This window comes from Centipeda noxia ATCC 43541 (genome assembly GCF_000160555.1).
Lineage (GTDB): Bacteria > Bacillota > Negativicutes > Selenomonadales > Selenomonadaceae > Centipeda > Centipeda noxia.
The window spans coordinates 240305-261037 of the sequence record NZ_GG749278.1 but is presented as its reverse complement, the minus strand read 5'-3'; the positions used below and the strand labels follow the sequence as shown (position 1 = coordinate 261037).

Genomic DNA, 20733 nt, shown 5'->3' with positions numbered 1-20733 from the left:
AAAAAATAAAAGAAAAAGATATAATAGATTTGTATTTCATAAGAAACAAAAGCAGGGAGGCATCCTTTATGGTCGGTATTATCGTCTGCGGGCACGGAAATCTTCCGCAGGAATTCGTGCGGGCCGCAGAGATGGTCTGCGGTGTGCAGAGAAACGTGTATGCGATCTCCTTTCAGATATGGGAAGACACTGCTGTCATTCGTCGGCGCTATGAGGAGGCGATTGCGGAGCTGGACTGCGCAGACGGCGTGCTCTTCCTCTGCGATCTTTTTGGCGGCAGCCCCTTCAACGAGGCGAGCCGACTGGTTGCCGCGCATGACGACTACGGCCTCGTCACCGGCATCAATCTGCCGCTCCTCATCGATCTGCTGACTTCCCGGCGCAAGCTTGACGGATCGATTCCGATGCGCGATCTCCTGATCGAGATCAAACATATGGCGCGTGACGGCATTGCGAGCCTGCATATGGAGGATCTCGACGATGAAGGGCTGACGAGCGGGTTTGCCTCCTAAGAAGATAATGACTGTCCATCCGAAGCGATGGACAGTTTTTTTGCGCAGGGATAAAATTATTTTTTGTACAAGCTGTTGACAGAAAAATAATTTTCGCCTTATAATTTAAAAAGAACTTCATATCGGGTGGCTCTATCTTTTTAGGAGGGTGTTCTATGATCATCAAGCTGGTACGCATTGACGACCGTCTGATTCATGGGCAGGTCGCGACCGTCTGGGCGCATGAGGCGGGGGCGGGGCGTATCATCATCTGCAGCGACGAGGTTGCGGCGGATGAGGTTCGGACGAAGCTGCTCAAGCAAGTCGCGCCTCCGGGCATCAAGGTGAACGTCGTCTCCATTGACAAGGCAATCCGCGTCTACAACAATCCAAAATATGAGCAGGAGACGGTGTTCTTCCTGTTCATCTGTCCGCAGGACATCGTCCGCATGGTGGAGGGCGGCGTTCCGATCACGAGCGTCAACATCGGCGGCATGGCGTTCCGCGAGGGAAAACAGCAGATCACGAAGGCGGTTTCTGTTGATGATTCGGACCGTGCAGCGTTCCGCGCGCTTCACGAACGCGGCATCGAGCTCGAGATTCGTCCCGTTGCAACGGACAGCAAAGTGGACATTATGCCGAAGCTGTAAAATGTTATCGATGTGCAGAGGAGGTAGAATATTATGGAAATCACGGGAGTTCAAATTTTCCTGCTGGTTATCATCGCCGCTGTTGTCGGCATGGGCAGTGTACTGGATTCGTTCCAGACGCATCGGCCGCTCATCGCCTGCACGCTCGTCGGCATCATTCTCGGCGATGTGACGACCGGCGTCATCCTCGGCGGCACGCTGGAATTCATCGCCCTCGGCTGGATGAACATCGGCGCGGCACAGTCGCCGGACTCGGCGCTCGCGAGCATCATCTCGACGATTCTCGTCATCGTCGGCAGCCAGTCCATCGGTACGGGCATCGCGATCGCACTTCCCGTGGCTGCCGCGGGACAGGTGCTCACCGTCATTGCGCGTACGGTTACCGTGTTCTTTCAGCATGCTGCGGACCGCTATGCGGAGGATGCGAATTTCCGCATGATCGACATCTGCCATGTCTCCGCGCTCGCTGTTCAGGCACTGCGCGTTGCGGTTCCTGCGTTCCTCGTGGCGGTATTCGCCAGCCCCGAAGGGATCCAGGCGATGCTCGACGCGATTCCCAAGACCATTACGGTCGGCCTTCAGGTCGCGAGCGGCTTCGTCGTCGCCGTCGGTTACGCGATGGTCATCAACATGATGGGCGGAAAGTACCTCCGCCCGTTTCTCTATCTCGGCTTTGTCGTCGCAGCGTTCACGTCCTTTAACCTCGTGGCGTTCGGCGTCATCGGCACGGTGCTCGCCATCATCTACGTGCAGCTGAACCCGCGCTTTGCGGCGCCCCAGACCGTTGCTGCTGCGCCGGCATCCGTTGCGGACGATGAACTGGAAGATTGAGGAGGGCGGAATCATGGAAAAGAAGCTGACAAAATCGGATTTGTTCTGGATCTTCATGCGTTCGAATCTCCAGCAGGCATCGTTTAATTTCGAACGCATCCATGCACTGGGCTTCTGCTTCGATATGGTGCCGGCCATCAAGCGGCTCTATCACGACAAGGCGGAGCAGGCGGCGGCGCTCAAGCGCCATCTGAACTTTTTCAATGTGACGCCCGCGTGCGCAGGGCCTGTCCTAGGCGTTACGGCGGCGATGGAGGAGGCACGCGCAAACGGCGCAGACGTATCGGACGGCACGATCAACAGCATTAAGATTGGTCTGATGGGACCGCTCTGCGGTGTCGGCGACCCCGTGTTCTGGGGAACGCTCCGCCCAATCACGGCGGCGCTCGGCGCGAGTCTCGCCATCGGCGGCAGCCTGCTCGGCCCGGTGATTTTCTTTCTGTTGTTCAACATCGTACGCCTTGCCTCACTCTATTTCGGTGTTGTCTATGGCTACAACAAGGGCATCGATCTTGTTGTGCGCGATCTCGGCGGCAATCTGCTGCAGAAGATCACGGAGGGCGCGACCATCCTCGGCATGTTCGTCATGGGCGCGCTCATCGCCAAGTGGACGCACATCGACATCCCGGTCGTAGTCTCGGAGATCATGAGCCCGGACGGGACGGTGGTCGTGACGACGGTGCAGAACATTCTCGATCAGCTGATGCCCGGCATGCTCGGCCTCGGGCTGACGCTGCTCCTGTGCAAGCTGCTCCGGCAGAACATCAACCCCATCACGCTGATCTTTGGGCTCTTTGCCGTCGGAATCATCGGCGCTTGGCTCGGTATTCTCGCCTGAGCAGGATTTTCGAGGGGAAAGGGAGGACTTCTATGAAAACGAGAGCGGTTCGCCTGTATGGAAAGAATGACTTGCGTCTGGAGGAGTTCGACCTGCCGCCGATTCAGCCGGATGAGATCCTGGCCGAGATCGTTACGGACAGCCTCTGCATGTCTACGCTCAAGGCGGTGTTCAATGGCGCGGAGCACCGCAAGGTCCCGTCCGACATCGCAGAGCACCCCATCATCGTGGGGCATGAGTTCTGCGGGCGTATCCGCGCGGTAGGCGCGGAGTGGAAGGGACAGTACCATGTTGGTGATAAATTCGTCATCCAGCCGAATATCGGCGATGTGCGCGCCTATGCTCCAGGCTATTCCTTCCCCCATATCGGCGGCGACGCGACGTTCGGGATCTTTCATCGGCAGGTGATGGACAACGGGAGCCTGCTCGCCTACAACGGAGACTCCTATTTCGAAGGCTCCCTCGTCGAGCCGCTTTCGTGCATTGTCGGCGCCTTTCGCGCGCAGTACCACCTGCGGGACCAGTACAGCCATGAGCATATTATGGGAATTCGGCAGGGCGGCGCGATGGCGCTCCTCGGCGCGACGGGACCGATGGGCTTCCTCGCCGTTGATCTCGCGATCCACGGACCGGAGCGTCCGCGTCACCTCGTTGTGACTGGACGTACGCAGGCGAAGCTCGATCATGTGAGGCGTCTTTATCCAGTGGAGGAGGCCGCGGCACACGGCGTTGTCCTGCACTATGTCAACACGAGCGACACGCCGAACTACGCGGCAGAGCTGCGCGCACTCCTGCCCGCAGATGGGAAGGGCTTTGACGATGTGTTCGTTATGGCAGCGGATGAAAATATGGTAACGCAGGCAAGCGCAATGCTGGCGCTTGACGGCTGCCTGAACTTCTTCGCGGGACCGGTGGACAGCGTGTTCAGTGCGCCGATCAACTTCTTTGATGTGCACTACAACGTGACGCACATCGTCGGGACGAGCGGCGGGAACACGGAGGATATGAAGGAAGCGGTTGCTCTTATCGAGAATAAGACCGTTCGGGTTGAGAAAATTGTCTCGCATATCCTCGGACTGAATGCCGTGCCGGAGACGACGATGAATCTCAAGAATATTCCGGGCGGCAAGAAGCTGGTCTATACGCATCTGGATTTTCCGCTTTCCCCGCTGACGGATCTCTCGCAGCTGCCGCATGCGGCGCGCCTTGGCGAGATTGTTGCGGACAACGGAGGATTTTGGTGCGCCGCGGCGGAGCGTGTCCTGCTTGGGGAACCGTAGGCCTATTTATGTGTAGCCGAGAGGGAAAGGAATAGACCCTTGTCTGAGCCAGTAAGCATTTTGGAGAAAATTTTTTCGATCTATCCCGTACTCTTTGACGCGGAGAAGCGCCTTGCGGACTATGTGCTGCAGAACGAGGCGAAGGTCGTCGACATGACGGTCTCAGATCTCGCTGCGGCGTGCGGAACGAGCGATGCAACGGTGGTCCGCTTCTGCAAGAAATGCGGCTGCAACGGCTTTCACCACCTGAAGATCAACATGGCAAAGGAGATGGCGACAAAACCCTCGGACGGGGCGCCTATTGTCGGTTCCAATGAACTTGACTGCGCGCGGATGGATGTGTCTTTGCGCAATATCTTCGCCAGCAAACAGGAGGAGCTGCGTCAGACGCTCGCGGAGATCGATCCCGCCGTATTTCGCTCCGTGGTCGAGCGGATCCGGGCGGCACGGTTCATTTTCTGCGCGGCGATGGGCAACACCATTCCCGTGGCCATGGATGCCGCCTACAAGTTCAACGAGCTCGGTCTTACGGCAATCTCCGCGCCTGTGTGGGAGAACATGCTCGCGATGATGCACACGGCGACGCCCGATGATGTGCTTCTCGCGATCTCTGCCTCGGGAGAGACCAAGGACCTCATGCGTATTGTCTCGGCGGCGCGCGGCAGGGGAGCGTACATTGTCCTCGTGACGAATCAGGTGCACTCCTCCATTGCGCGCGTCAGCGATCGTGTGCTCCATGCCGTGTCGCAGGAGCGGATGTTTTTCCGCACCTTCAGTTTTTCCTCGACGCGTCTCAGCATGACGGCAGTGATTGAGGCGGTCTACTACATGCTGCTCAGCGTGAAGCGAGACTCCTCCGCCCTCGTCGACACGCATGAACAGAGACTTTCCGAGCAGAAGCTGTAACGCTTCTGCTTTTTCTTCTTTCATGTCTTGACAGAATGGGAAAAACGGAGTAATATACAAACATACTTCTTAGATATGTTTACTATATCGCTGTCTGGGGAATAAAGGAGAAGTGCATTATGGCGAATGTTTATCAGAGTATTACGGAGCTCATTGGAGGGACCCCGCTGCTCGCGGCAAAATCCTTTGCAAAGGCGCACGGCCTCAGGGCAAATCTGCTCGTGAAGCTCGAGTATTTTAATCCGGCGGGATCGGTCAAGGATCGTATTGCGATCGCGATGATCGAGCAGGCGGAGAAGGACGGCAAGATTGCGCCGGGGGCGACGCTGATCGAGCCGACGAGCGGCAACACGGGCATCGGCATTGCCTCCGTCGCTGCGGCACGCGGCTACCGCGCGATTCTCACGATGCCGGAGACGATGAGCGTGGAGCGCCGCAACCTCCTCAAGGCCTATGGGGCGGAGATCGTCCTGACGGACGGTTCGCAGGGGATGAAGGGCGCGATCGCACGCGCCGAGGAGCTGCATAAGGAGATCCCGAACTCGTTCATCCCTTCGCAGTTCGAGAACCCTGCAAATCCGGCGGTGCATGAGCGTACGACGGGACCGGAGATCTGGGCGGATACGGACGGCAGTGTGGATGCGTTCGTGTCCGGCGTCGGTACCGGCGGTACGGTTTCGGGTGTCGGTCACTATCTCAAGGGCAAGAAGCCCTCTGTTCACGTGGTTGCTGTGGAGCCGGCGGACTCCCCTGTGCTTTCGGGCGGCAAGCCGGGCCCGCACAAGATTCAGGGCATCGGCGCGGGGTTCGTCCCGGCGACGCTCGATACGAAGGTCTACGACGAGATCATCCAGGTGAAGAACGAGGATGCCTTTGCCTACGGCAAAGAGTTTGCGCGCCGCGAAGGCGTGCTTGTCGGCATTTCCTCCGGCGCGGTGCTTGCAGCGGCGACAGAGCTCGCCAAGCGTCCGGACTTTGCCGGCAAGACGATCGTCGTCCTCCTCCCGGACAGCGGCGACCGCTATCTCTCGACGGATCTCTTCCAGGATAAATAAAAAATTGAAATGGTGCGGCTCCTGCGCCGCATCGTTTCGGGCAAAAGGAAAGCGTCTCATCCAATACGGATGAGACGCTTTTGTGCAGGAAGATACTCAGCGAAATGCATTCGCGAGGTTTCTGAGTCCCGTTTCGAGCGTCGCCCAGGGGCAGGCGATATTGATGCGCTGGAAGCCGCTGCCCCCTGCGCCGAAGATCGGACCGTCGTCGAGCCAGAGATGCGCCTCGCGGATGATCTTCCCGTTGAGGTCTTCATCCGAAAGTCCGCAGGCGCGAAAGTCCAGCCAGAGGAGATACGTGCCCTCGGGCTCGATGATCTTTACCTTCGGCAGGTGTTCCGCGAGGAATTCCTTCGTGCGCGCATAGTTTTCCTCCACGTAGGCGAGGAGTTCCGAGAGCCAGGCGGCACCGTGCTCGTATGCCGCCTTTGCGCCTGCAAGGCCGAGCGTATTCGGCTCATCGTATCCGGTTGCGCTGAGCTCCTTTTTGAAACGGCTGCGCAAATCTTCATTTCGAATGAAGATATTCGAGATCTGAAGCCCCGCGAGGTTAAAGGTCTTGCTCGGCGAGGTGCAGGTGACGGTGACGGCTGCAGCCTCCGGGGAAAGCGAGGCGAACGGGATGTGCCGGAAGCCCGGGCGTATGAACTCCTCGTGAATCTCATCTGCGATGACAATAACGTTGTGACGCAGGCAGACGGCGGCAAGCTGCTCAAGCTCCGACCGACGCCAGACGCGCCCGACGGGATTGTGCGGGCTGCACAGGATAAAGAGCTTGACCTTGTGCGTGAGGATCTTCTGCTCAAAGTCCCTGAGATCGATTGTATAGCAGCCGTCCGTGAGCTGCAGGGGATTGTCGGCGAGAACACGTTTGTTTTGCCGAATCATATTGGCAAAGGGATAGTAGACCGGCTGCTGGATCAGCACACCGTCGCCCGGCTCTGTAAAGGCGCGAATCGCCGTTGCGACGGCAAAGACGACGCCGGGTGTGATGACGAGATCGCGCCGCTCCACCTCCCAGTCGTGGCGTGTGCGGAACCAGTTCTGCAGGACGGTGAAGTAATCGTCCTTTGGCTGCGTGTAGCCGAAGATGCCGTGCTCGGCACGCTGCTTCAGCGCCTCGATGACGGGGGCCGGCGTGCGAAAGTCCATATCGGCGACCCAGAAGGGCAGAACATCCTTCGGATAGCCGCGCTCGGCGGCAAAGTCATATTTGATGCTCGAGGTATTGCGGCGGTCGATGATTTCGTCAAAATTAGCAGGCATGATCGTTATCCTTTCTGCGCGGCAGCGTGCAGTGCCTGCGCGAGATCGTCCTTCAGATCGTCCGCGTCCTCAAGACCGACGGACAGGCGCAGGAGGCGATCGTCGAGCCCCGTGCGCTCAATCAGCTCATGCGGCATCTCTGCATGGGTCTGGACGATGGGATAGGTGAGGAGACTCTCGACGCCGCCGAGGCTCTCAGCGAACGCGATGAGCTTCAGATGTGCGAGGACGTTCTGCGCAATCGCGGCTGTCTGCACCTTAAAGGAGATCATGCCGCCGAATCCTTTGCTCTGGCTCTGCTGAAGAGCGAAGCCCGGATGATCGGAGAGACCCGGATAGTAGACGTCCGTAACCTCGGGCAGGGAGGGCAGCCACTTTGCGATCGTAAGAGCGCTCTCTGACTGGCGCTCGATGCGGACACCCAGCGTCTTGAGACTGCGCAGCATCAGCCAGGAGTCCATCGGGGAGAGATTCGGCCCCTCGGATTTGACCAGCAGTTCGAGTTCCTTTGCGAGATCGGATTCTGCATCCTTTACCGCAAGGAAGCCGCAGATCACGTCATTGTGGCCGCAGAGATACTTCGTGCCGCTCTCGACAACGATATCTGCGCCGAGATCGAGCGGCTTTTGGAAATGCGGAGAGAGAAATGTGTTGTCTGCGACAAGCAGAGCCTTGTACTCGTGGGCGATATCCGCAAGCGCACGGATGTCCGTGATGAACATCATCGGGTTGGAGGGCGTCTCGATGAGGACGACCTTCGTCTCACGGCGCATCTTCGCACGGACGAGCGCCGTGTCGCGCATATCGACATAGTCGAAGGTGATGCCGTAACGGCTGTATATATCATTTGCGAGGCGTACGGTACCGCCGTAGAGATCCTCGGGCAGGAGTGCGTGGTCGCCCGGACTGCAGAGGGCAAAGACAAGATTGATCGCGGCCATTCCCGAGGAGAGCGCCCATGCGCGCCCCCCGCCCTCGAGGAGCGCAACTGCCTGCTCGAGAGCACTGCGCGTCGGATTCGCGACGCGGCCGTAGTCATAGCCGGTGCTCTGACGGAATGCGGGATGGCGGAACGTCGCCGACAGATAGACGGGGCTGCTGAGTGCCCCCGTCGCATCGTAGCGGTGACAGCCGTGTACCTCTGCAGAGAAATCTTTCATAATATATCCTCCCCTGATGCATTGCTTCTATCATATGGTTGATGACATTATAATAGCCATGCGGACACTCTGTCAATCAAAAAATATATAAAACCTGCTTGACAACTATGTTAATCTGTTGTATGATGACGAAACAATAAAGTAAAAACCTATATACAAACAATGTTTTACGAAAGGGAGTAACATTATGGCGCTATCGAAGAAAGAGCTGGTTCTGAATGCAATGGACCGCAAAGAGGTGGAACGTGTGCCGTCGGGCTTTTGGTTCCACTTCCTCAAAGATGAGACGCATGCGGACGCGTTCACGCATCCGGAGCTCGAAAAGCAGCTGCTCGAGGGCGAGATTCGCTACATTGACGAGGTCCAGCCGGATTTTGTAAAGATCATGACGGACGGCTTTTTCGCCTATCGCAATCCCGCGATCCAAAAGGCGACGACGGCGGCGGAACTTGCAAAGATACAGCCGCTTTCGGACGACGATCCGTATTTTGTCCGCCAGGTTGCCTATGCCAAGGAGCTCACGCGGCGTTACGGCAGCGATATTGCCATGTTCTACAACCTCTTTTGCGCGGGGACGATTTTGAAGTTCGTCCGCCCGGGCACAATCTCTGAGAATGAGAAATTCCTTGCCCAACTGATCCAGGAGGACAAGGCTGCGGTGCGCGCCGCATTCGATGTCATCTCCGCCGATATTGCAAAACTCGCAGAGCGCATTATCAAAGAAGGCGGCGCGACGGGCGTCTACTTCAGCCTTCAGAACCTTGCGGGGAGTGCGGATCGTGCGCTTTACGATGAAGTGTTTGCGCCGGGCGAGAAGGAGATCCTGCGTGCGGCGAATCATGCGAGTGCGTACAACATTCTGCACATCTGCGGCTATCTCGGGCATCGCAATGAGCTCGACTGGTACAAGGACTACGAGGCGAAGACGATCAACTGGGCGGCGGTTGTCGAGGGCGTTCCGCTCGAAGAGGGAAAGAAGATTTTCCCGCAGCATGCGCTGCTCGGCGGATTCGGCAATCTGCCGAATGATGTCCTCTGCAGCGGCACGCGCGCAGAGGTCGAGGCGGAGACGCGCCGCATTCTTGCGGCGGCGGGGCGTACCGGCGTTATCCTCGGTGCAGACTGCACCGTACCTTCGGATACGGACTGGCAGCGGTTTGAGTGGGTGCGCAGCGCGGCGCGCGGGGCCTAAGAGGGAGGAAGTACGATGAATTTCAAGAAAATCGGCAAGGCGGCACTTACGGGACTGATCGCAGCGGCACTTGCTGCAGGACTCGCCGGCTGCGGCAAGGAGAGCGGTGCAGACGGCGGCGCGAAGTCTGCGGACGGCAAGAAGGTCATTACCGTCGCACATACGAACTACTATGTGCCCTATGACTTCGTCAATGAGAAGGGGGAATCCGACGGCTTTGAGGTCGCTGTGATGAAGGAAGTGGCAAAGAAGCTGCCGCAGTACGAGTTCCAGTTTGTACCGACCTCGGACGACGATCTGCTGATCGGCGTCGAGTCGGGGAAATACACGGTCGGTACCAAGGGGATTTGGATCACGGACGCGCGCAAGAAGAAATATGTCTTCCCGAAGAATAACATCGGCGCCAGCGTCATTGGCCTTGCGATCCGCAAGGAGAATGCGGGTGAGATCACGGATCTCCCGTCCTTTGCGAAGTTCAGCGGAAAGCTTGTGCCGATCGCGCCGCAGGATGCGCGCTACATGGTCATTGACACCTATAATAAGGAGAACCCCGACAACCAGATCCAGCTGACCTCATCCGAGTCGTTCCAAGTTGCGGACGCATACAGCTGGGTCTTGGAGGGACGGTATGACGGTTATTTCGAGGTTGAGCTGAGCTACAAGAACAACATCGCGAACGCGGATGCGCCCTATCATCAGTTCAACGACAGGCTGACCTATATCCGCTACAAGGGCATTCCGACCTACCCGATTTTCAACAAGAAGGAGCAGGCGTTTGCGGATGAGTACGACAAGGCGATCGAGGAACTGCGCGCCGAGGGCAAGATCGCGGAGCTGGAGCAGAAATATTTTGGAGAGAGCCTCTCTGATTATCTGAAGTAAGCTGTGAATTGAGGGGGACGAAGGGTGGACACACGGGCATTTGACATTGGCATGATCGGACAGGTGATGCCGGATCTTCTTTCCTATCTCGATGTGACTCTGCTCGTCGGTTTCGTCAGCATAGCACTCGGCTCGCTGCTCGGCGCTCTGATCACATGGGCGAATCTCGGCGGCCCGGCACCCCTGCGCTGGCTTGTTGTCGGCTATGTGTATGTCATGCGCTGTACACCGTCGATTGTCCTGCTGTTCATTGTATTCTATGGTTTGCCGAAACTGCTGGATACGATGTTCGGCTACGATATGAATGCGATGCACCGGGCCGTCTTTGCGATCATCACGTTTACGCTGCTCTTTGGCGCATACATCTCGGAGGTGTTTCGTGCAGCGTATTCCGCTGTCCCGCGCGGACAGTATGAGGCCGCGGTAAGCGCAGGACTCACGCCGTTTCAGGCGTTCCGCCACGTGATGCTGGGGCAGACGGCGATCATTGCGCTGCCGAACTTCGGCAACGCGGCGATCAATCTGCTCAAGGAGGCATCGCTCGCCTATACGATAGGTCTGATTGATCTCATCGGCAAGGGAAATCTCATCATCGCGCAGAATTTTGGCGCGTACGGCATTGAGATCTATCTTGCCTGCATGCTCGTCTACTGGGTGATGGTGCTCCTCCTGGAACAAGTCTTTCACTGGCTGGAGAAGCGTCTGGACAAAGGGACGAGTCTGCGCGCAGCGTCTGCCGAAAAGCACGGGGGAACGCAGCTGAGAGGAGGGGACGCCGTTGGAGCTGGATCTTGACTTTATGCAGGAGACCTTCCTGCTTGTATGGCAGGGAGCAGGCGTCACGCTCTCGCTGACAGCGCTCGCACTCATTTTTGCGGCGCCCGTTGGGTTTTATTTCGCCGTTCTGCGCGTACGCGGCTATCGCGTCGGCGGGAGCATCGCGCGCTTTTATGTCTCGTTTGTCCGCGGTACGCCGCTGATTCTGCAGATTCTTTTGCTGTACAGCCTCCTGCCGAGTCTGCTCAACGTGCTCGTGAAGGACATAGGGCTTGAGATCAATGTGTTTGAGGCGGTCGATCCCTTCTGGTACGCCGTCTTCATCTTTACGATCAATACGATCGCGCTCCTGACGGAGGCGTTCCGCTCGGCACTCCTTGCCATCCCGAAGGGACAGCTGGAGGCGGGACTGGCGGGCGGGCTCAGCGAGCTGCAGACCTATTTGCACGTTATTATCCCGCAGGCGCTCGTCGTGGCGCTGCCGAGCATCGCGAACATTACGGTCAATCTCATCAAGGGAACATCGCTCGCGTTCCTCATGACGGTCAAGGACATCACGGCGGTCGGAAAGGTCGCCGCATCCTACGGCTACAACTATATCGAGGCGTATCTCGATGTGTTCCTTGTCTATCTTGTGCTCTGCACCGTCGTTCAGCTGCTCTTTGCGGCAGCGGAGCGGCGCGTCGGAGCTTTCCGCGGTCAGAATTAGAGCTTTGGGAGGGGAGAATATGCTGCTGCACGTTCAAAATGTACGCAAGAGTTTTGCGCAGACGGAGGTACTGAAGGATGTCAGCCTCAGCGTCGAAAAGGGAGACGTCGTCGTCATCCTGGGGCCCAGCGGCTCCGGCAAGACAACGCTCCTGCGCTGCCTCAACTTTCTCGAGCGCGCTGACGGCGGCGTGATGGATTTTCACGGGGTGCATCTTTCCCTTGCGGAGGCATCGCATCGGGCGGTCGCGGATGTGCGGAAGAAGACGGGATTTGTCTTTCAGAACTACAACCTCTTTGCCAATAAGACCGCGCTCGAGAATGTAACGCTCGGGCTCACGGTTGGGCGCGGCATCCCGAAAGCACAGGCGCATGAGACCGCGATGGAGGCGCTGCGCAAGGTCGGCATGGAAAACCGCGCCGACTACTACCCCGCGCAGCTCTCGGGCGGGCAGCAGCAGCGCGTCGGCATTGCGCGTGCCATCGCGGCAAAGCCCGACGTCATCCTCTTTGATGAGCCGACCTCTGCGCTTGACCCTGAACTCGTCGGCGAGGTGCTGCAGGTGATGAAGCAGCTTGCCGAGGAGGGGACGACGATGATCGTCGTCACCCATGAGATGAAGTTTGCGCAGGATGTTGCAACGCACGTCATCTTTATGTCGGACGGCGTTATTGTCGAGGAGGGCAGCGCGCACAGGATCTTTACCGCGCCGCGCGAGGACCGCACGCGCCGCTTCCTCCGCCGCATCCTCCCCGAGGACTATGAGCCGGCCGCTCTGATCTGAGCCGGCGGTGTGAAAATCAATAAAAACGGCGGCAGCCCGCCGAGGTTATTCCTCGGCGGGCTGCCGCCGTTTGCGATGCAGTCGGCTCATGTGTCGTTCGTGTTCTTATTGGTCGGGATGACGATGCCGCTCCGATCGGCGTTCTTCTTGCCGGCGGCGGTTTTTTGGTATTCTTTGAGCGCGGCAAGAGCGGACAGATCGCCGGGCTGCAGCGCTTCAAGCTCTGCCGTTTCCTTTTCCTGCGCCTTTGTGATCTCCGCGTCGCGGTCGGCGCGCTCTTGTACGGCCTGTCCGCGCAGCCTCAGATCGCGCAGGGATTTCTCCCGCATCGTGCCTTTCAGCTGCCCGATCTGCTGACGATACAGGCTGAGCGGCTCCTCTATTTCCCGATCGGTCACGATGCCGTCCTTCACGCGCTTTTCAAGTTCATTCGCCTTTGCATAGAGTTCGCTCAGCTTGTCCTCGTCCGTCATGCCTGCGTGCTTCAGTTCGTCCGCACGCTTTTGCAGCTTTGCCCTGTCCTCGTCCGTGAGGTCGGTATCCGTGCGGATGCGTTTCTCGATCTCCTCCGCCTGCACCTTCTTCGCATGCTTATCGGCACGTTCCCGCTCGTTTGCCGCAAGAGCTGCCTCTGCAGGCGTCAGATCCGCATCCCTATCGTCGCTTTCGCTGAGGGCTTTTCCCTTTGCACTGATATAGACCTCGGCCGCATGGCCTAGAATTTCCGCTGCCGGATTCTGTCTGCGCTCGGGAGATTTTCCCGCTGCCGCAGAATTTTCTCCGTGCAGGAACGAGAGCTTATTTGAAATATGTACCGTGCTCATGCCGTCATCTCCAATCCATGGACGATTCTTCCTAATAACATTATCGGCGTCTATGCTTTCATATTAAGTCATTCGGCGAAGAGAAGACGGGCAGTGCCGCTTTTATCATCCGAAGGAAGCGAAAAGCAAAAATATAAATCTCTATTATGTTGTAAAAATACAATAATTCAGTAATATACAATAATATATTTCAAAATAAAAGTGCGTGACATTTAATAAAAGTATAGATATAATATAAGTGTAATATTGTAGGGGTTATTAAATAAAAGGGGTGTTGGGATGTTTCAGAATGCAAGCGTCAAGACGAAGATGGTTGCCATCCTCGTCCTCATCAGTGCTGTTCCGCTGCTGATCAGCATTGGTGTCAATTTTTACAGCACGATGGAGAAAAGCATCGAACAGTTGGAGCTCGTGAGCCAGCAGCGCGTCAACGTGATCGACTCCAACATCACGGGGCTTTTCGAGCAGAACCGCAACGGCATTCGCTCTCTCGCCGTGAACGCTGAGACCATCCGCTATCTGCAGGAGCCGACGGTCGGGGCAGAGGAGATGGACGGCTCGCTCGTGCGTACAAACGAGATTTTTAAGGACTCCAATCCAACTATTATCACGGATACGAACGGGCAGCAGCTCCTGCGCAGCGACCACAAGGAGCCGGTCAATACGTCAACCCGTGCCTATTTTAAGGATGCGATGGCGGGCAAGGAGAGCATCTCCGATGTCGTCATCAGCAAGGCGACGGGGCGTTTTATCTCCGTCATTGCCGTGCCCGTACTGAACGCGCAGAAGCAGCCGATCGGCATGGCGCAGCGCGACTATGACCTCGGCGTCCTGGCGGACTTCGTGAAGTCGGCGGCCGATGATCATACGAGCGTCCTCATCATCGACCGGCAGGGGAAACTCCTTTCCCATTCCGGGCGAAAAGTTGAGAAAGAAGAAGACCGCACAGATGAAAATGAATTTGCTTTTGTCAAGGATGCACTCTCAGGAAAGTCGGGAACAACCGAGGTCGAGCTCCTCGACGGGAATCAGTACTATGTGAGCTATGCGCAGAACCCCACCACGGGCTGGGTCATTGCGACGGCGACGCCGCGCTCCTACGTCATCTCCACAGGTGCTGAAGCGGCGATCCCCATTGTTATCCTCGGCATCATTCTCGTTGCAGGTGCCGGTCTGCTCGCGTACTTCCTCGCGGCCAAGGCAACGGAGCCTCTCATTCGCATGGGCGGCGCTGCTGAGCAGATCGCAGGCGGGAATCTCACGATCGAGAAGCTCGCTGTCGATTCGAACGATGAGATCGGCCGCATGGCAGTGGCATTCAACCACATGACCGAGCGCCTTTCTGCTGTTCTGCGGGGCGCAAAGAACAGCGCTGAGTCCGTGGCGTCGGCATCCGAGCAGCTTACGGAGAACTCGGAGCAGACCTCGCAGGCGTCGAACCTCGTTGCAGACTCGATCATGCAGGTGGCAGAGGGTACGGTAAAACAACAGGAAGCCGTCCAGGATACCATCCGTGTCGTCGAAGAGATGGGCCGTCAGCTCACCATCCTGTCCGACAACTCCAAGAGCATCACGGAAGCGTCGCAATCGGCGCACAGCGCGGCAACTGTCGGCGCAGACAAGGTTGAGCATGCGGTCGGCAACATGAGCCAGCTCGAGCAGACCGTCAAGGAGACCGAGAGCATTATCCGCGCGCTCGGCGAGCAGTCAAAGCAGATCGGCGAGATCGTCGATACCATCTCCGGTATCGCCGATCAGACGAACCTTCTCGCACTCAACGCCGCGATCGAGGCGGCACGTGCCGGAGAACACGGCCGCGGATTTGCGGTCGTTGCGGAGGAAGTCCGCAAGCTTGCCGAACAGTCCGGCAGCGCGACAGAGAACATTACGACCATCATCAACGAGATCCAGAAGCGTACGCAGGAGGCCGTCGTCTCCATGCAGTCGGGTACGGCGATGACCGTTGACAGCGTGGCGTCCGTGAACGAAGCGGGCAGCGCATTCCGTGAGATCGTTGCACAGATCTCGGAGCTCATGAAGCAGATTGAGTACTCGACCGCTGCGATTACGGCGACGAATGAAGGCAGCCGCCGTATTACCGAATCGGTTCACAGCATCGAGAGCGTCGCGGCCTCCCTGGCAGATGAGACGCAGACCGTCTCCGCTGCGACCGAGGAGCAGACCGCATCTGTACATGAGGTCGCCTCGGCGAGCAAGAAGCTCTCTGAAATGGCAGATGAGCTGCAGGCCTCTGTTGCGACATTTAAGCTCAACTAAATCACATACGGTACTGAAAACAGCTCATCCGCACGGATGAGCTGTTTTTGCTTCTATATCAGTTGAAATGGTCGTCGTCGTAGCCCTCCCCCCAGTCATCCCAATCGTCATAGAGATGAAACCCGGGAGGCGTGCCGTTCTCATGGATGTGTTCCTCCTCGCAGCGGTCATCCGCAGGGAGGTCCCATGTATCGTCGGGGGATTCGTCTGCCGGGCCGTTCGGTATGCTTTGCTGACGATCCCGGTCTGTGTGCGATGGAAATTCTGCGGTGCCGTTATCCGGTACGAGAATGCCGAAGAGCTTCGCTGCAATGTACGTGCCGAACACCGCAAGCACCAGCTTCTTCCACCATGCGAGAGGTTTTGATCGAGATGCGGACGTTTGCCGGGCGATTTTTTTCTGTGCGGGCATTTCTCACTGCCTCCGTTTCACTGTGCATTCAAAAGAGTTCTCTCTCTTTGCTATTCGCTGTCAGGCGCATATATCCTGCTGCATTGATCCGGAAAAGACCCTGCATGATCACACAGTTTTTCGGCACATTGTTCCGCAGCAACAGATATAAGGAGAGAGATTGGCATTTTGGACATATGATGATAAAATAATTGGGACAGCAGCGGCAAAAGAAGTGGTGGGGAATGTCAGATGGAATCCTATGATAAACTTTTAGCGGAAGAGATCTTTTTTATCAAACTGCAGTCCGGCGGCATACTGTCCCCGGAAGATATCGCAGGAAAAGAGTGCCTGGTCATCTGTGCGATGGGCGGGGTTGGACTTTGGCGAAAGATTTACGCACAGGCCGTGGAAGAAAGCCTCATGCAGGCAGGGGCTGCGAAATGTGACCATATTGTGCTCTTTAACTCGGACGATCTGGACTCGCTCTGCGATTTGACGGATGTAGAGCAGGCGGTCGGCACATCGCGCTATAGCTATATTATTGTGCTCGGCGGGATGGAAAAGACGCGCAACATCTGCGAAGGTGTCCGACAGCTCCAAGAGGTGTGCCGCCCGGGCGGGAAAATTTTTGTGGCGGCACGAACTCCGCAGGAACTCTCTGCACGGCATGAGATCAATGCGTATGAGGATGTATGGCGTTATGATGCGGATGACCTTCCCAGGTTGTTTGCCGGATGCAGTTTAGAGATGATGACAAGTGACGCAGCCGGGGAGATTGCTGCCGCCGTCTTTACGCGCAGCGCGGGACGTGCCGAAACCTCGTGCAGTTCCCTGCTCCATGCGTGGAGCCAAAGACGCATCAATCCGAACGGGGCTTTGCCGCAAGGGTATTTCCGCGATGCTTCGGGACTTGACGCTGTCGGCATCAAATACCGCACGGACAAGTGCAGCATGATCCACAATTACCTCCGCAAGTATGAGTCCTTTTTGGAGCGCTTTCGCTCACGCCCGCTGCGGCTGCTGGAACTTGGCATTTTCAAGGGCGCAAGCCTTCGGATGTGGCAGGAGTATTTCCCGCAGGCAGAAATTTTCGGCGTCGATATTGAGGAGCACTGCAGTCAATATGCGGATGAACGGATTCATATTCTGCAGGCGGATCTTTCGAATACGGATGCAGTTTCGCGTTTGAAAGATATACGCCCTCAGATTATCATAGACGATGCATCTCATATGACCAGCCATCAGATCCTCGCGTTGTTTACCCTGTTCGATGTGCTGCCGAGCGGCGGCATCTATATTTTGGAGGACTTGGAGACCTCGCTGAATCCGGAGCAGTTTGAGGCTGCCTATCGTGATGCGCCCCTCGATGCCTATGAGGTCTGCGCACGCATTGCGCGTATTGCGGCGCGGAAGGTCCCCGATGATGACAGCTTATATGCGGATTATATCAATCAAATCGGCATGGAAACGGAGCTTGTCTCCATCATGAAGGGCAGCGTCGTATTGGTGAAGCGCTGAGCTTATTATTGTAAATATAAAAAAACGGTTCTATGTTGGAAAGTGTCAACCTTTCAACATAGAACCGTTTTTTCGTTCGTTCAGCGCTTCGCGTCAGCAGCCGCAGCCGCCGCCGCGTGCCTGTGGTGCACGGTCGCCGTAGCAGTAAGCGCTGCTGTTGTCATAGCAGTATGCCTTGTCCTCACGCTCCGGCAGAGTGCATGCGCCGTCCTCACAGGCGTATGCGAGTGCCTGTGCACCGGCCGCAAGGATGAGGCCGGCGAACAGACCGGCAATGATTTTCTTCATAGGGTACCCTCCTATCAATGTGTCTGCATTCCATAATTATTTTATCATGGGTGTCAATATCTTCACGCTCATATATCTCGCCTGCACGATGAAAACAATCTGTAAATGGAATAACTTATAACTATTGATAAAAGATTGGAGTGAAACATAGAGCCTGTATATTCATTTATAATTGACAAAAGGAAAATAGTATGTGCAGGAAGTAAAATCCAACTCAATATCATGAAAAATAAAGAGATGTAATTGATATAGAATATCTGTCTATATTATGCAAAAGCATACCGTCTGGAAAACTGAATGCAGTTCATAATTTTTATTTATGACTTTTATGGAAAACACTTGATTTTTTTGAAGAGCTGTTATATTATATATGTGAATCGAGAAGAGAATATATTCATATTGATATATAGGAGCATATTATTATGAAGAACGAAATTGCTGTGATCTATTCCTCGCGTACGGGGAACACGCAGAAAGTCGCTGAGCATCTTGCGGAGGCACTTGGCGCATCCTGCCGCAGCGTAAAGGATACGGCAGGTGTACCGGAGAATGCCGATCTCTGTGTCGGCATGTGGGTTGACCGAGGCACAGCGGACGCTGCGGCGAAGAAGTACATTGAGACGCTGCGCGGACGGCGCGTATTCATCTATGGCACCCTTGGCGCAGAGCCGGACTCAGAGCATGCGGAAAAGTGCATCGCGAACATCCGCGCACTCTTCGATCCGTCGAATGAGATCCTCGGCGCGATTCTCGTGCAGGGCGCGATTGATCCCGCGCTTATCGAAATGTTCAAAAGCATGCCGAAGGACAATGTGCACGCCTATACCGCGGAGAGTGCGGCGCGCTATGCGGCAGCGGAAAGTCATCCGGATGCAGCAGACTTTGCAAAGGTGATCGCAGCTGCAAAGGAGGCGCTCGCATGAATACGCTGCAGGATAAGATCGGCGCCCTCTCGGAAGAGGCGCGCGGCTGGCTGCTCGGAACGAAGTCGGAGAACCCGCTTGGCTGTGCCTTCACGAAAAAGCGCGTTGTGCATCCCGGCGCGGGCGGCAAGCGCATGATCATGGACAAGGCGGAGCAGGCGCGCATCTGGGAGGAGCACATGGCAGCGGCGCCGGATCCCGCGGATGAGCGTGCGGTATACATCCACATCCCGTTCTGCGATAAGAAATGCAGCTACTGCGGATTTTTCCAAAACTTCACACGGGAGGAGGCGGCGCATCATTACGTTGATGTTCTCCTGGAGGAGCTGGATGCCGCGGCAGATACGCCCTATGTTATGGGCGCGCCCTTCCAGGCGGTATTCTTTGGCGGCGGCACCCCGACGGCGCTCAGTGAGGCTGATCTGGTGCGCCTTGTCCGTGCGGTACGCGAACGCCTGCCGCTCACGAGCGACTGTGAGATCACCCTCGAGGGTCGTATCCACGACCTTTCGGAGAGCAAGGTGGAGGCGGCGATGCATGCGGGCGTCAACCGGTTCTCGCTTGGCGTGCAGTCCTTTGACACGCGCGTCCGCCAGTCGATCGGACGCATCGACGACCGTGAGACGGTTATCGCAACGCTCCGTCGGATGGTGGAGCGGCAGGGCGCCGTCGTCATTGCCGACCTCATCTACGGCTTGCCGTATCAGTCGATGGAGGTCTGGGAGAACGATGTGCGCACGCAGTTCGAGATTGGAATTGCGGGCGGTGATCTCTACCAGCTCAACGTATTCCCTGCGAGCGAGTTGGCGCGCCGCATCGAGTCGGGCGATCTGCCGATCCTCCCGACGACGGAGGAGCAGTCGGAATATTTCCGGCGCGGCGTCGAGATTATTGCAGAAAACCCGATGGCACGGCGTATTGATATTACACACTGGGCAACGGATCACCGCGAGCGCAGCATCTATAACACCCTCGCAAAGCGCGGCAATGATGTCCTTGCCTTCGGCTCGGGCGGGGGCGGCTTTGTCGGGGACGTGATGTGGCGCAACCACGGTGCGCTCGCCGCGTATGAAAAGATGGTCGAGGAGGGAGCAAAGCCGTTCCAGTTCATGGGCGAGCAGGCGGATGCGCACCGCATGCACAGCGAGATCGGCGATCAGATCGAGCACGGCTATTTCTACGCGCCCTATTTCGAAAAGAAATACGGCGTCGACCTCCTTTCCTCTCTTGCGCCACTCCTCGCCGCATGGGAGGAGAACGGCCTTGTTATGCGCACGGCGACGGGCTTCCGTTCGACCCTCGCGGGTGAATTCTGGCATGACAATCTCATCCAGAGTTTTCTCGAGGCCTATGCTCTCACGCAGGAGGACGCGGTAAAGCTCCGCAAGGAGAATGTTGCGCTGCAGGATATGATCCCCAAGGAAGTGCGCTCCATGCTCGAGGAAATGTTCCCCGACGGCATGCCTCCGCAGATGGCGGCGGCGCTGCAGGGGAAGCTCACGCCGGAGCTGGAGAGCCATCCGCATATGCAGATGCTGAAAAATCTCATCGAAAAGAGTCGGGAGAAAGAGCGCGCCGCAAGTGATGCTTCTGCGCCCGACCTCAATACCGTCATGCGCACCTCTGCGCGTGAGATGGAAAAAGCTGTGTAATATATTATAAAAAACGCATTGCGTTAAAACAGGTGC

Annotated in this window: 21 protein-coding genes; 16 read left to right on the top strand and 5 right to left on the bottom strand. The window is 56.8% G+C overall.

Annotated features, from left to right (window positions below):
- Positions 1 to 68 precede the first annotated feature (68 nt).
- The 7 genes from HMPREF7545_RS01320 to cysK all read left to right on the top strand — a co-directional run bounded on the left by HMPREF7545_RS01320 (position 69) and on the right by cysK (position 6051).
- Positions 69 to 512, top strand: coding sequence for a PTS sugar transporter subunit IIA (locus HMPREF7545_RS01320; protein WP_040571089.1), 444 nt, complete (start codon positions 69 to 71; stop codon positions 510 to 512).
- Between the two features lie 155 nt (positions 513 to 667).
- A complete protein-coding gene (locus HMPREF7545_RS01315; RefSeq protein WP_006693859.1) occupies positions 668 to 1141 on the top strand; it encodes a mannose/fructose/sorbose PTS transporter subunit IIB in 474 nt (157 codons plus the stop codon).
- A gap of 33 nt (positions 1142 to 1174) precedes the next feature.
- A complete protein-coding gene (locus tag HMPREF7545_RS01310; RefSeq protein WP_006693858.1) occupies positions 1175 to 1972 on the top strand; it encodes a PTS mannose/fructose/sorbose transporter subunit IIC in 798 nt (265 codons plus the stop codon).
- A gap of 13 nt (positions 1973 to 1985) precedes the next feature.
- A complete protein-coding gene (manZ, locus tag HMPREF7545_RS01305) occupies positions 1986 to 2810 on the top strand; it encodes a PTS mannose transporter subunit IID (protein ID WP_040571088.1) in 825 nt (274 codons plus the stop codon).
- A 32-nt stretch (positions 2811 to 2842) separates the two neighbouring features.
- On the top strand, positions 2843 to 4090 hold the full coding sequence (locus HMPREF7545_RS01300) for a zinc-binding dehydrogenase (RefSeq protein WP_006693856.1): 1248 nt from the start codon (positions 2843 to 2845) through the stop codon (positions 4088 to 4090).
- A 39-nt stretch (positions 4091 to 4129) separates the two neighbouring features.
- Complete coding sequence (locus HMPREF7545_RS01295) at positions 4130 to 4996, top strand: MurR/RpiR family transcriptional regulator (RefSeq protein WP_040571087.1); 867 nt, start codon at positions 4130 to 4132, stop codon at positions 4994 to 4996.
- A gap of 119 nt (positions 4997 to 5115) precedes the next feature.
- Complete coding sequence (gene cysK / locus HMPREF7545_RS01290) at positions 5116 to 6051, top strand: cysteine synthase A (RefSeq protein ID WP_006693854.1); 936 nt, start codon at positions 5116 to 5118, stop codon at positions 6049 to 6051.
- Positions 6052 to 6147: 96 nt separating this feature from the next.
- Here the strand turns inward: cysK and HMPREF7545_RS01285 are convergent, their stop codons facing one another.
- Together HMPREF7545_RS01285 and HMPREF7545_RS01280 are read right to left on the bottom strand one after the other, a co-directional pair.
- Entirely contained in the window at positions 6148 to 7317 is a 1170-nt protein-coding gene (locus tag HMPREF7545_RS01285; protein WP_006693853.1) for a MalY/PatB family protein, read from the bottom strand.
- 5 nt (positions 7318 to 7322) lie between these two features.
- On the bottom strand, positions 7323 to 8477 hold the full coding sequence (locus HMPREF7545_RS01280) for a trans-sulfuration enzyme family protein (RefSeq protein WP_006693852.1): 1155 nt from the start codon (positions 8475 to 8477) through the stop codon (positions 7323 to 7325).
- A 187-nt stretch (positions 8478 to 8664) separates the two neighbouring features.
- Here HMPREF7545_RS01280 and HMPREF7545_RS01275 point away from each other — a divergent pair, with 187 nt between their 5' ends.
- The 5 genes from HMPREF7545_RS01275 to HMPREF7545_RS01255 are packed head-to-tail and all read left to right on the top strand — an operon-like array spanning position 8665 to position 12821.
- Entirely contained in the window at positions 8665 to 9669 is a 1005-nt protein-coding gene (locus HMPREF7545_RS01275) for a uroporphyrinogen decarboxylase family protein (RefSeq protein ID WP_006693851.1), read from the top strand.
- Positions 9670 to 9684: 15 nt separating this feature from the next.
- Positions 9685 to 10551: a transporter substrate-binding domain-containing protein gene (locus tag HMPREF7545_RS01270; RefSeq protein WP_006693850.1), complete on the top strand. Its 867-nt coding sequence runs from the start codon at positions 9685 to 9687 to the stop codon at positions 10549 to 10551.
- Between the two features lie 24 nt (positions 10552 to 10575).
- Positions 10576 to 11346, top strand: a complete 771-nt coding sequence (locus tag HMPREF7545_RS01265) for an amino acid ABC transporter permease (protein WP_040571086.1) — start codon at positions 10576 to 10578, stop codon at positions 11344 to 11346.
- Complete coding sequence (locus tag HMPREF7545_RS01260; protein ID WP_006693848.1) at positions 11330 to 12037, top strand: amino acid ABC transporter permease; 708 nt, start codon at positions 11330 to 11332, stop codon at positions 12035 to 12037. The genes HMPREF7545_RS01265 and HMPREF7545_RS01260 overlap by 17 nt, the downstream gene beginning before the upstream one ends.
- A gap of 19 nt (positions 12038 to 12056) precedes the next feature.
- Positions 12057 to 12821, top strand: coding sequence for an amino acid ABC transporter ATP-binding protein (locus HMPREF7545_RS01255; protein ID WP_006693847.1), 765 nt, complete (start codon positions 12057 to 12059; stop codon positions 12819 to 12821).
- Between the two features lie 86 nt (positions 12822 to 12907).
- Here HMPREF7545_RS01255 and HMPREF7545_RS01250 read toward each other — a convergent pair whose 3' ends face one another.
- On the bottom strand, positions 12908 to 13645 hold the full coding sequence (locus HMPREF7545_RS01250; protein WP_006693846.1) for a hypothetical protein: 738 nt from the start codon (positions 13643 to 13645) through the stop codon (positions 12908 to 12910).
- A 279-nt stretch (positions 13646 to 13924) separates the two neighbouring features.
- Between HMPREF7545_RS01250 and HMPREF7545_RS01245 the strand changes: the two genes are divergently transcribed.
- Positions 13925 to 15922, top strand: coding sequence for a methyl-accepting chemotaxis protein (locus HMPREF7545_RS01245; protein ID WP_006693845.1), 1998 nt, complete (start codon positions 13925 to 13927; stop codon positions 15920 to 15922).
- 58 nt (positions 15923 to 15980) lie between these two features.
- Here the strand turns inward: HMPREF7545_RS01245 and HMPREF7545_RS01240 are convergent, their stop codons facing one another.
- A complete protein-coding gene (locus HMPREF7545_RS01240; protein WP_006693844.1) occupies positions 15981 to 16334 on the bottom strand; it encodes a hypothetical protein in 354 nt (117 codons plus the stop codon).
- A gap of 231 nt (positions 16335 to 16565) precedes the next feature.
- Here HMPREF7545_RS01240 and HMPREF7545_RS01235 point away from each other — a divergent pair, with 231 nt between their 5' ends.
- On the top strand, positions 16566 to 17834 hold the full coding sequence (locus tag HMPREF7545_RS01235; protein WP_006693843.1) for a class I SAM-dependent methyltransferase: 1269 nt from the start codon (positions 16566 to 16568) through the stop codon (positions 17832 to 17834).
- A gap of 93 nt (positions 17835 to 17927) precedes the next feature.
- Here HMPREF7545_RS01235 and HMPREF7545_RS01230 read toward each other — a convergent pair whose 3' ends face one another.
- The gene (locus tag HMPREF7545_RS01230) at positions 17928 to 18122 is read right to left on the bottom strand and encodes a hypothetical protein (RefSeq protein ID WP_006693842.1); all 195 of its coding nucleotides are present in this window, start codon (positions 18120 to 18122) and stop codon (positions 17928 to 17930) included.
- Positions 18123 to 18544: 422 nt separating this feature from the next.
- On the opposite strand from HMPREF7545_RS01230, the gene HMPREF7545_RS01225 reads away from it, so the two are divergent.
- The gene (locus HMPREF7545_RS01225) at positions 18545 to 19045 is read left to right on the top strand and encodes a flavodoxin family protein (protein ID WP_006693840.1); all 501 of its coding nucleotides are present in this window, start codon (positions 18545 to 18547) and stop codon (positions 19043 to 19045) included.
- Positions 19042 to 20697, top strand: a complete 1656-nt coding sequence (gene hutW / locus HMPREF7545_RS01220; RefSeq protein ID WP_006693839.1) for a heme anaerobic degradation radical SAM methyltransferase ChuW/HutW — start codon at positions 19042 to 19044, stop codon at positions 20695 to 20697. Before HMPREF7545_RS01225 ends, hutW begins: the two co-directional genes overlap by 4 nt.
- Positions 20698 to 20733: the final 36 nt, after the last annotated feature.

Excerpts from the sequence above, each read along its gene's own strand:
- HMPREF7545_RS01320 (WP_040571089.1), top strand. The coding sequence starts at position 69 with ATGGTCGGTATTATCGTCTGCGGGCACGGAAATCTTCCGCAGGAATTC.
- HMPREF7545_RS01315 (WP_006693859.1), top strand. The coding sequence starts at position 668 with ATGATCATCAAGCTGGTACGCATTGACGACCGTCTGATTCATGGGCAG.
- HMPREF7545_RS01310 (WP_006693858.1), top strand. The coding sequence starts at position 1,175 with ATGGAAATCACGGGAGTTCAAATTTTCCTGCTGGTTATCATCGCCGCT.
- manZ (WP_040571088.1), top strand. The coding sequence starts at position 1,986 with ATGGAAAAGAAGCTGACAAAATCGGATTTGTTCTGGATCTTCATGCGT.
- HMPREF7545_RS01300 (WP_006693856.1), top strand. The coding sequence starts at position 2,843 with ATGAAAACGAGAGCGGTTCGCCTGTATGGAAAGAATGACTTGCGTCTG.
- cysK (WP_006693854.1), top strand. The coding sequence starts at position 5,116 with ATGGCGAATGTTTATCAGAGTATTACGGAGCTCATTGGAGGGACCCCG.
- HMPREF7545_RS01285 (WP_006693853.1), bottom strand. The coding sequence starts at position 7,317 with ATGCCTGCTAATTTTGACGAAATCATCGACCGCCGCAATACCTCGAGC.
- HMPREF7545_RS01280 (WP_006693852.1), bottom strand. The coding sequence starts at position 8,477 with ATGAAAGATTTCTCTGCAGAGGTACACGGCTGTCACCGCTACGATGCG.
- HMPREF7545_RS01275 (WP_006693851.1), top strand. The coding sequence starts at position 8,665 with ATGGCGCTATCGAAGAAAGAGCTGGTTCTGAATGCAATGGACCGCAAA.
- HMPREF7545_RS01270 (WP_006693850.1), top strand. The coding sequence starts at position 9,685 with ATGAATTTCAAGAAAATCGGCAAGGCGGCACTTACGGGACTGATCGCA.
- HMPREF7545_RS01255 (WP_006693847.1), top strand. The coding sequence starts at position 12,057 with ATGCTGCTGCACGTTCAAAATGTACGCAAGAGTTTTGCGCAGACGGAG.
- HMPREF7545_RS01250 (WP_006693846.1), bottom strand. The coding sequence starts at position 13,645 with ATGAGCACGGTACATATTTCAAATAAGCTCTCGTTCCTGCACGGAGAA.
- HMPREF7545_RS01245 (WP_006693845.1), top strand. The coding sequence starts at position 13,925 with ATGTTTCAGAATGCAAGCGTCAAGACGAAGATGGTTGCCATCCTCGTC.
- HMPREF7545_RS01240 (WP_006693844.1), bottom strand. The coding sequence starts at position 16,334 with ATGCCCGCACAGAAAAAAATCGCCCGGCAAACGTCCGCATCTCGATCA.
- HMPREF7545_RS01235 (WP_006693843.1), top strand. The coding sequence starts at position 16,566 with ATGGAATCCTATGATAAACTTTTAGCGGAAGAGATCTTTTTTATCAAA.
- HMPREF7545_RS01230 (WP_006693842.1), bottom strand. The coding sequence starts at position 18,122 with ATGAAGAAAATCATTGCCGGTCTGTTCGCCGGCCTCATCCTTGCGGCC.
- HMPREF7545_RS01225 (WP_006693840.1), top strand. The coding sequence starts at position 18,545 with ATGAAGAACGAAATTGCTGTGATCTATTCCTCGCGTACGGGGAACACG.
- hutW (WP_006693839.1), top strand. The coding sequence starts at position 19,042 with ATGAATACGCTGCAGGATAAGATCGGCGCCCTCTCGGAAGAGGCGCGC.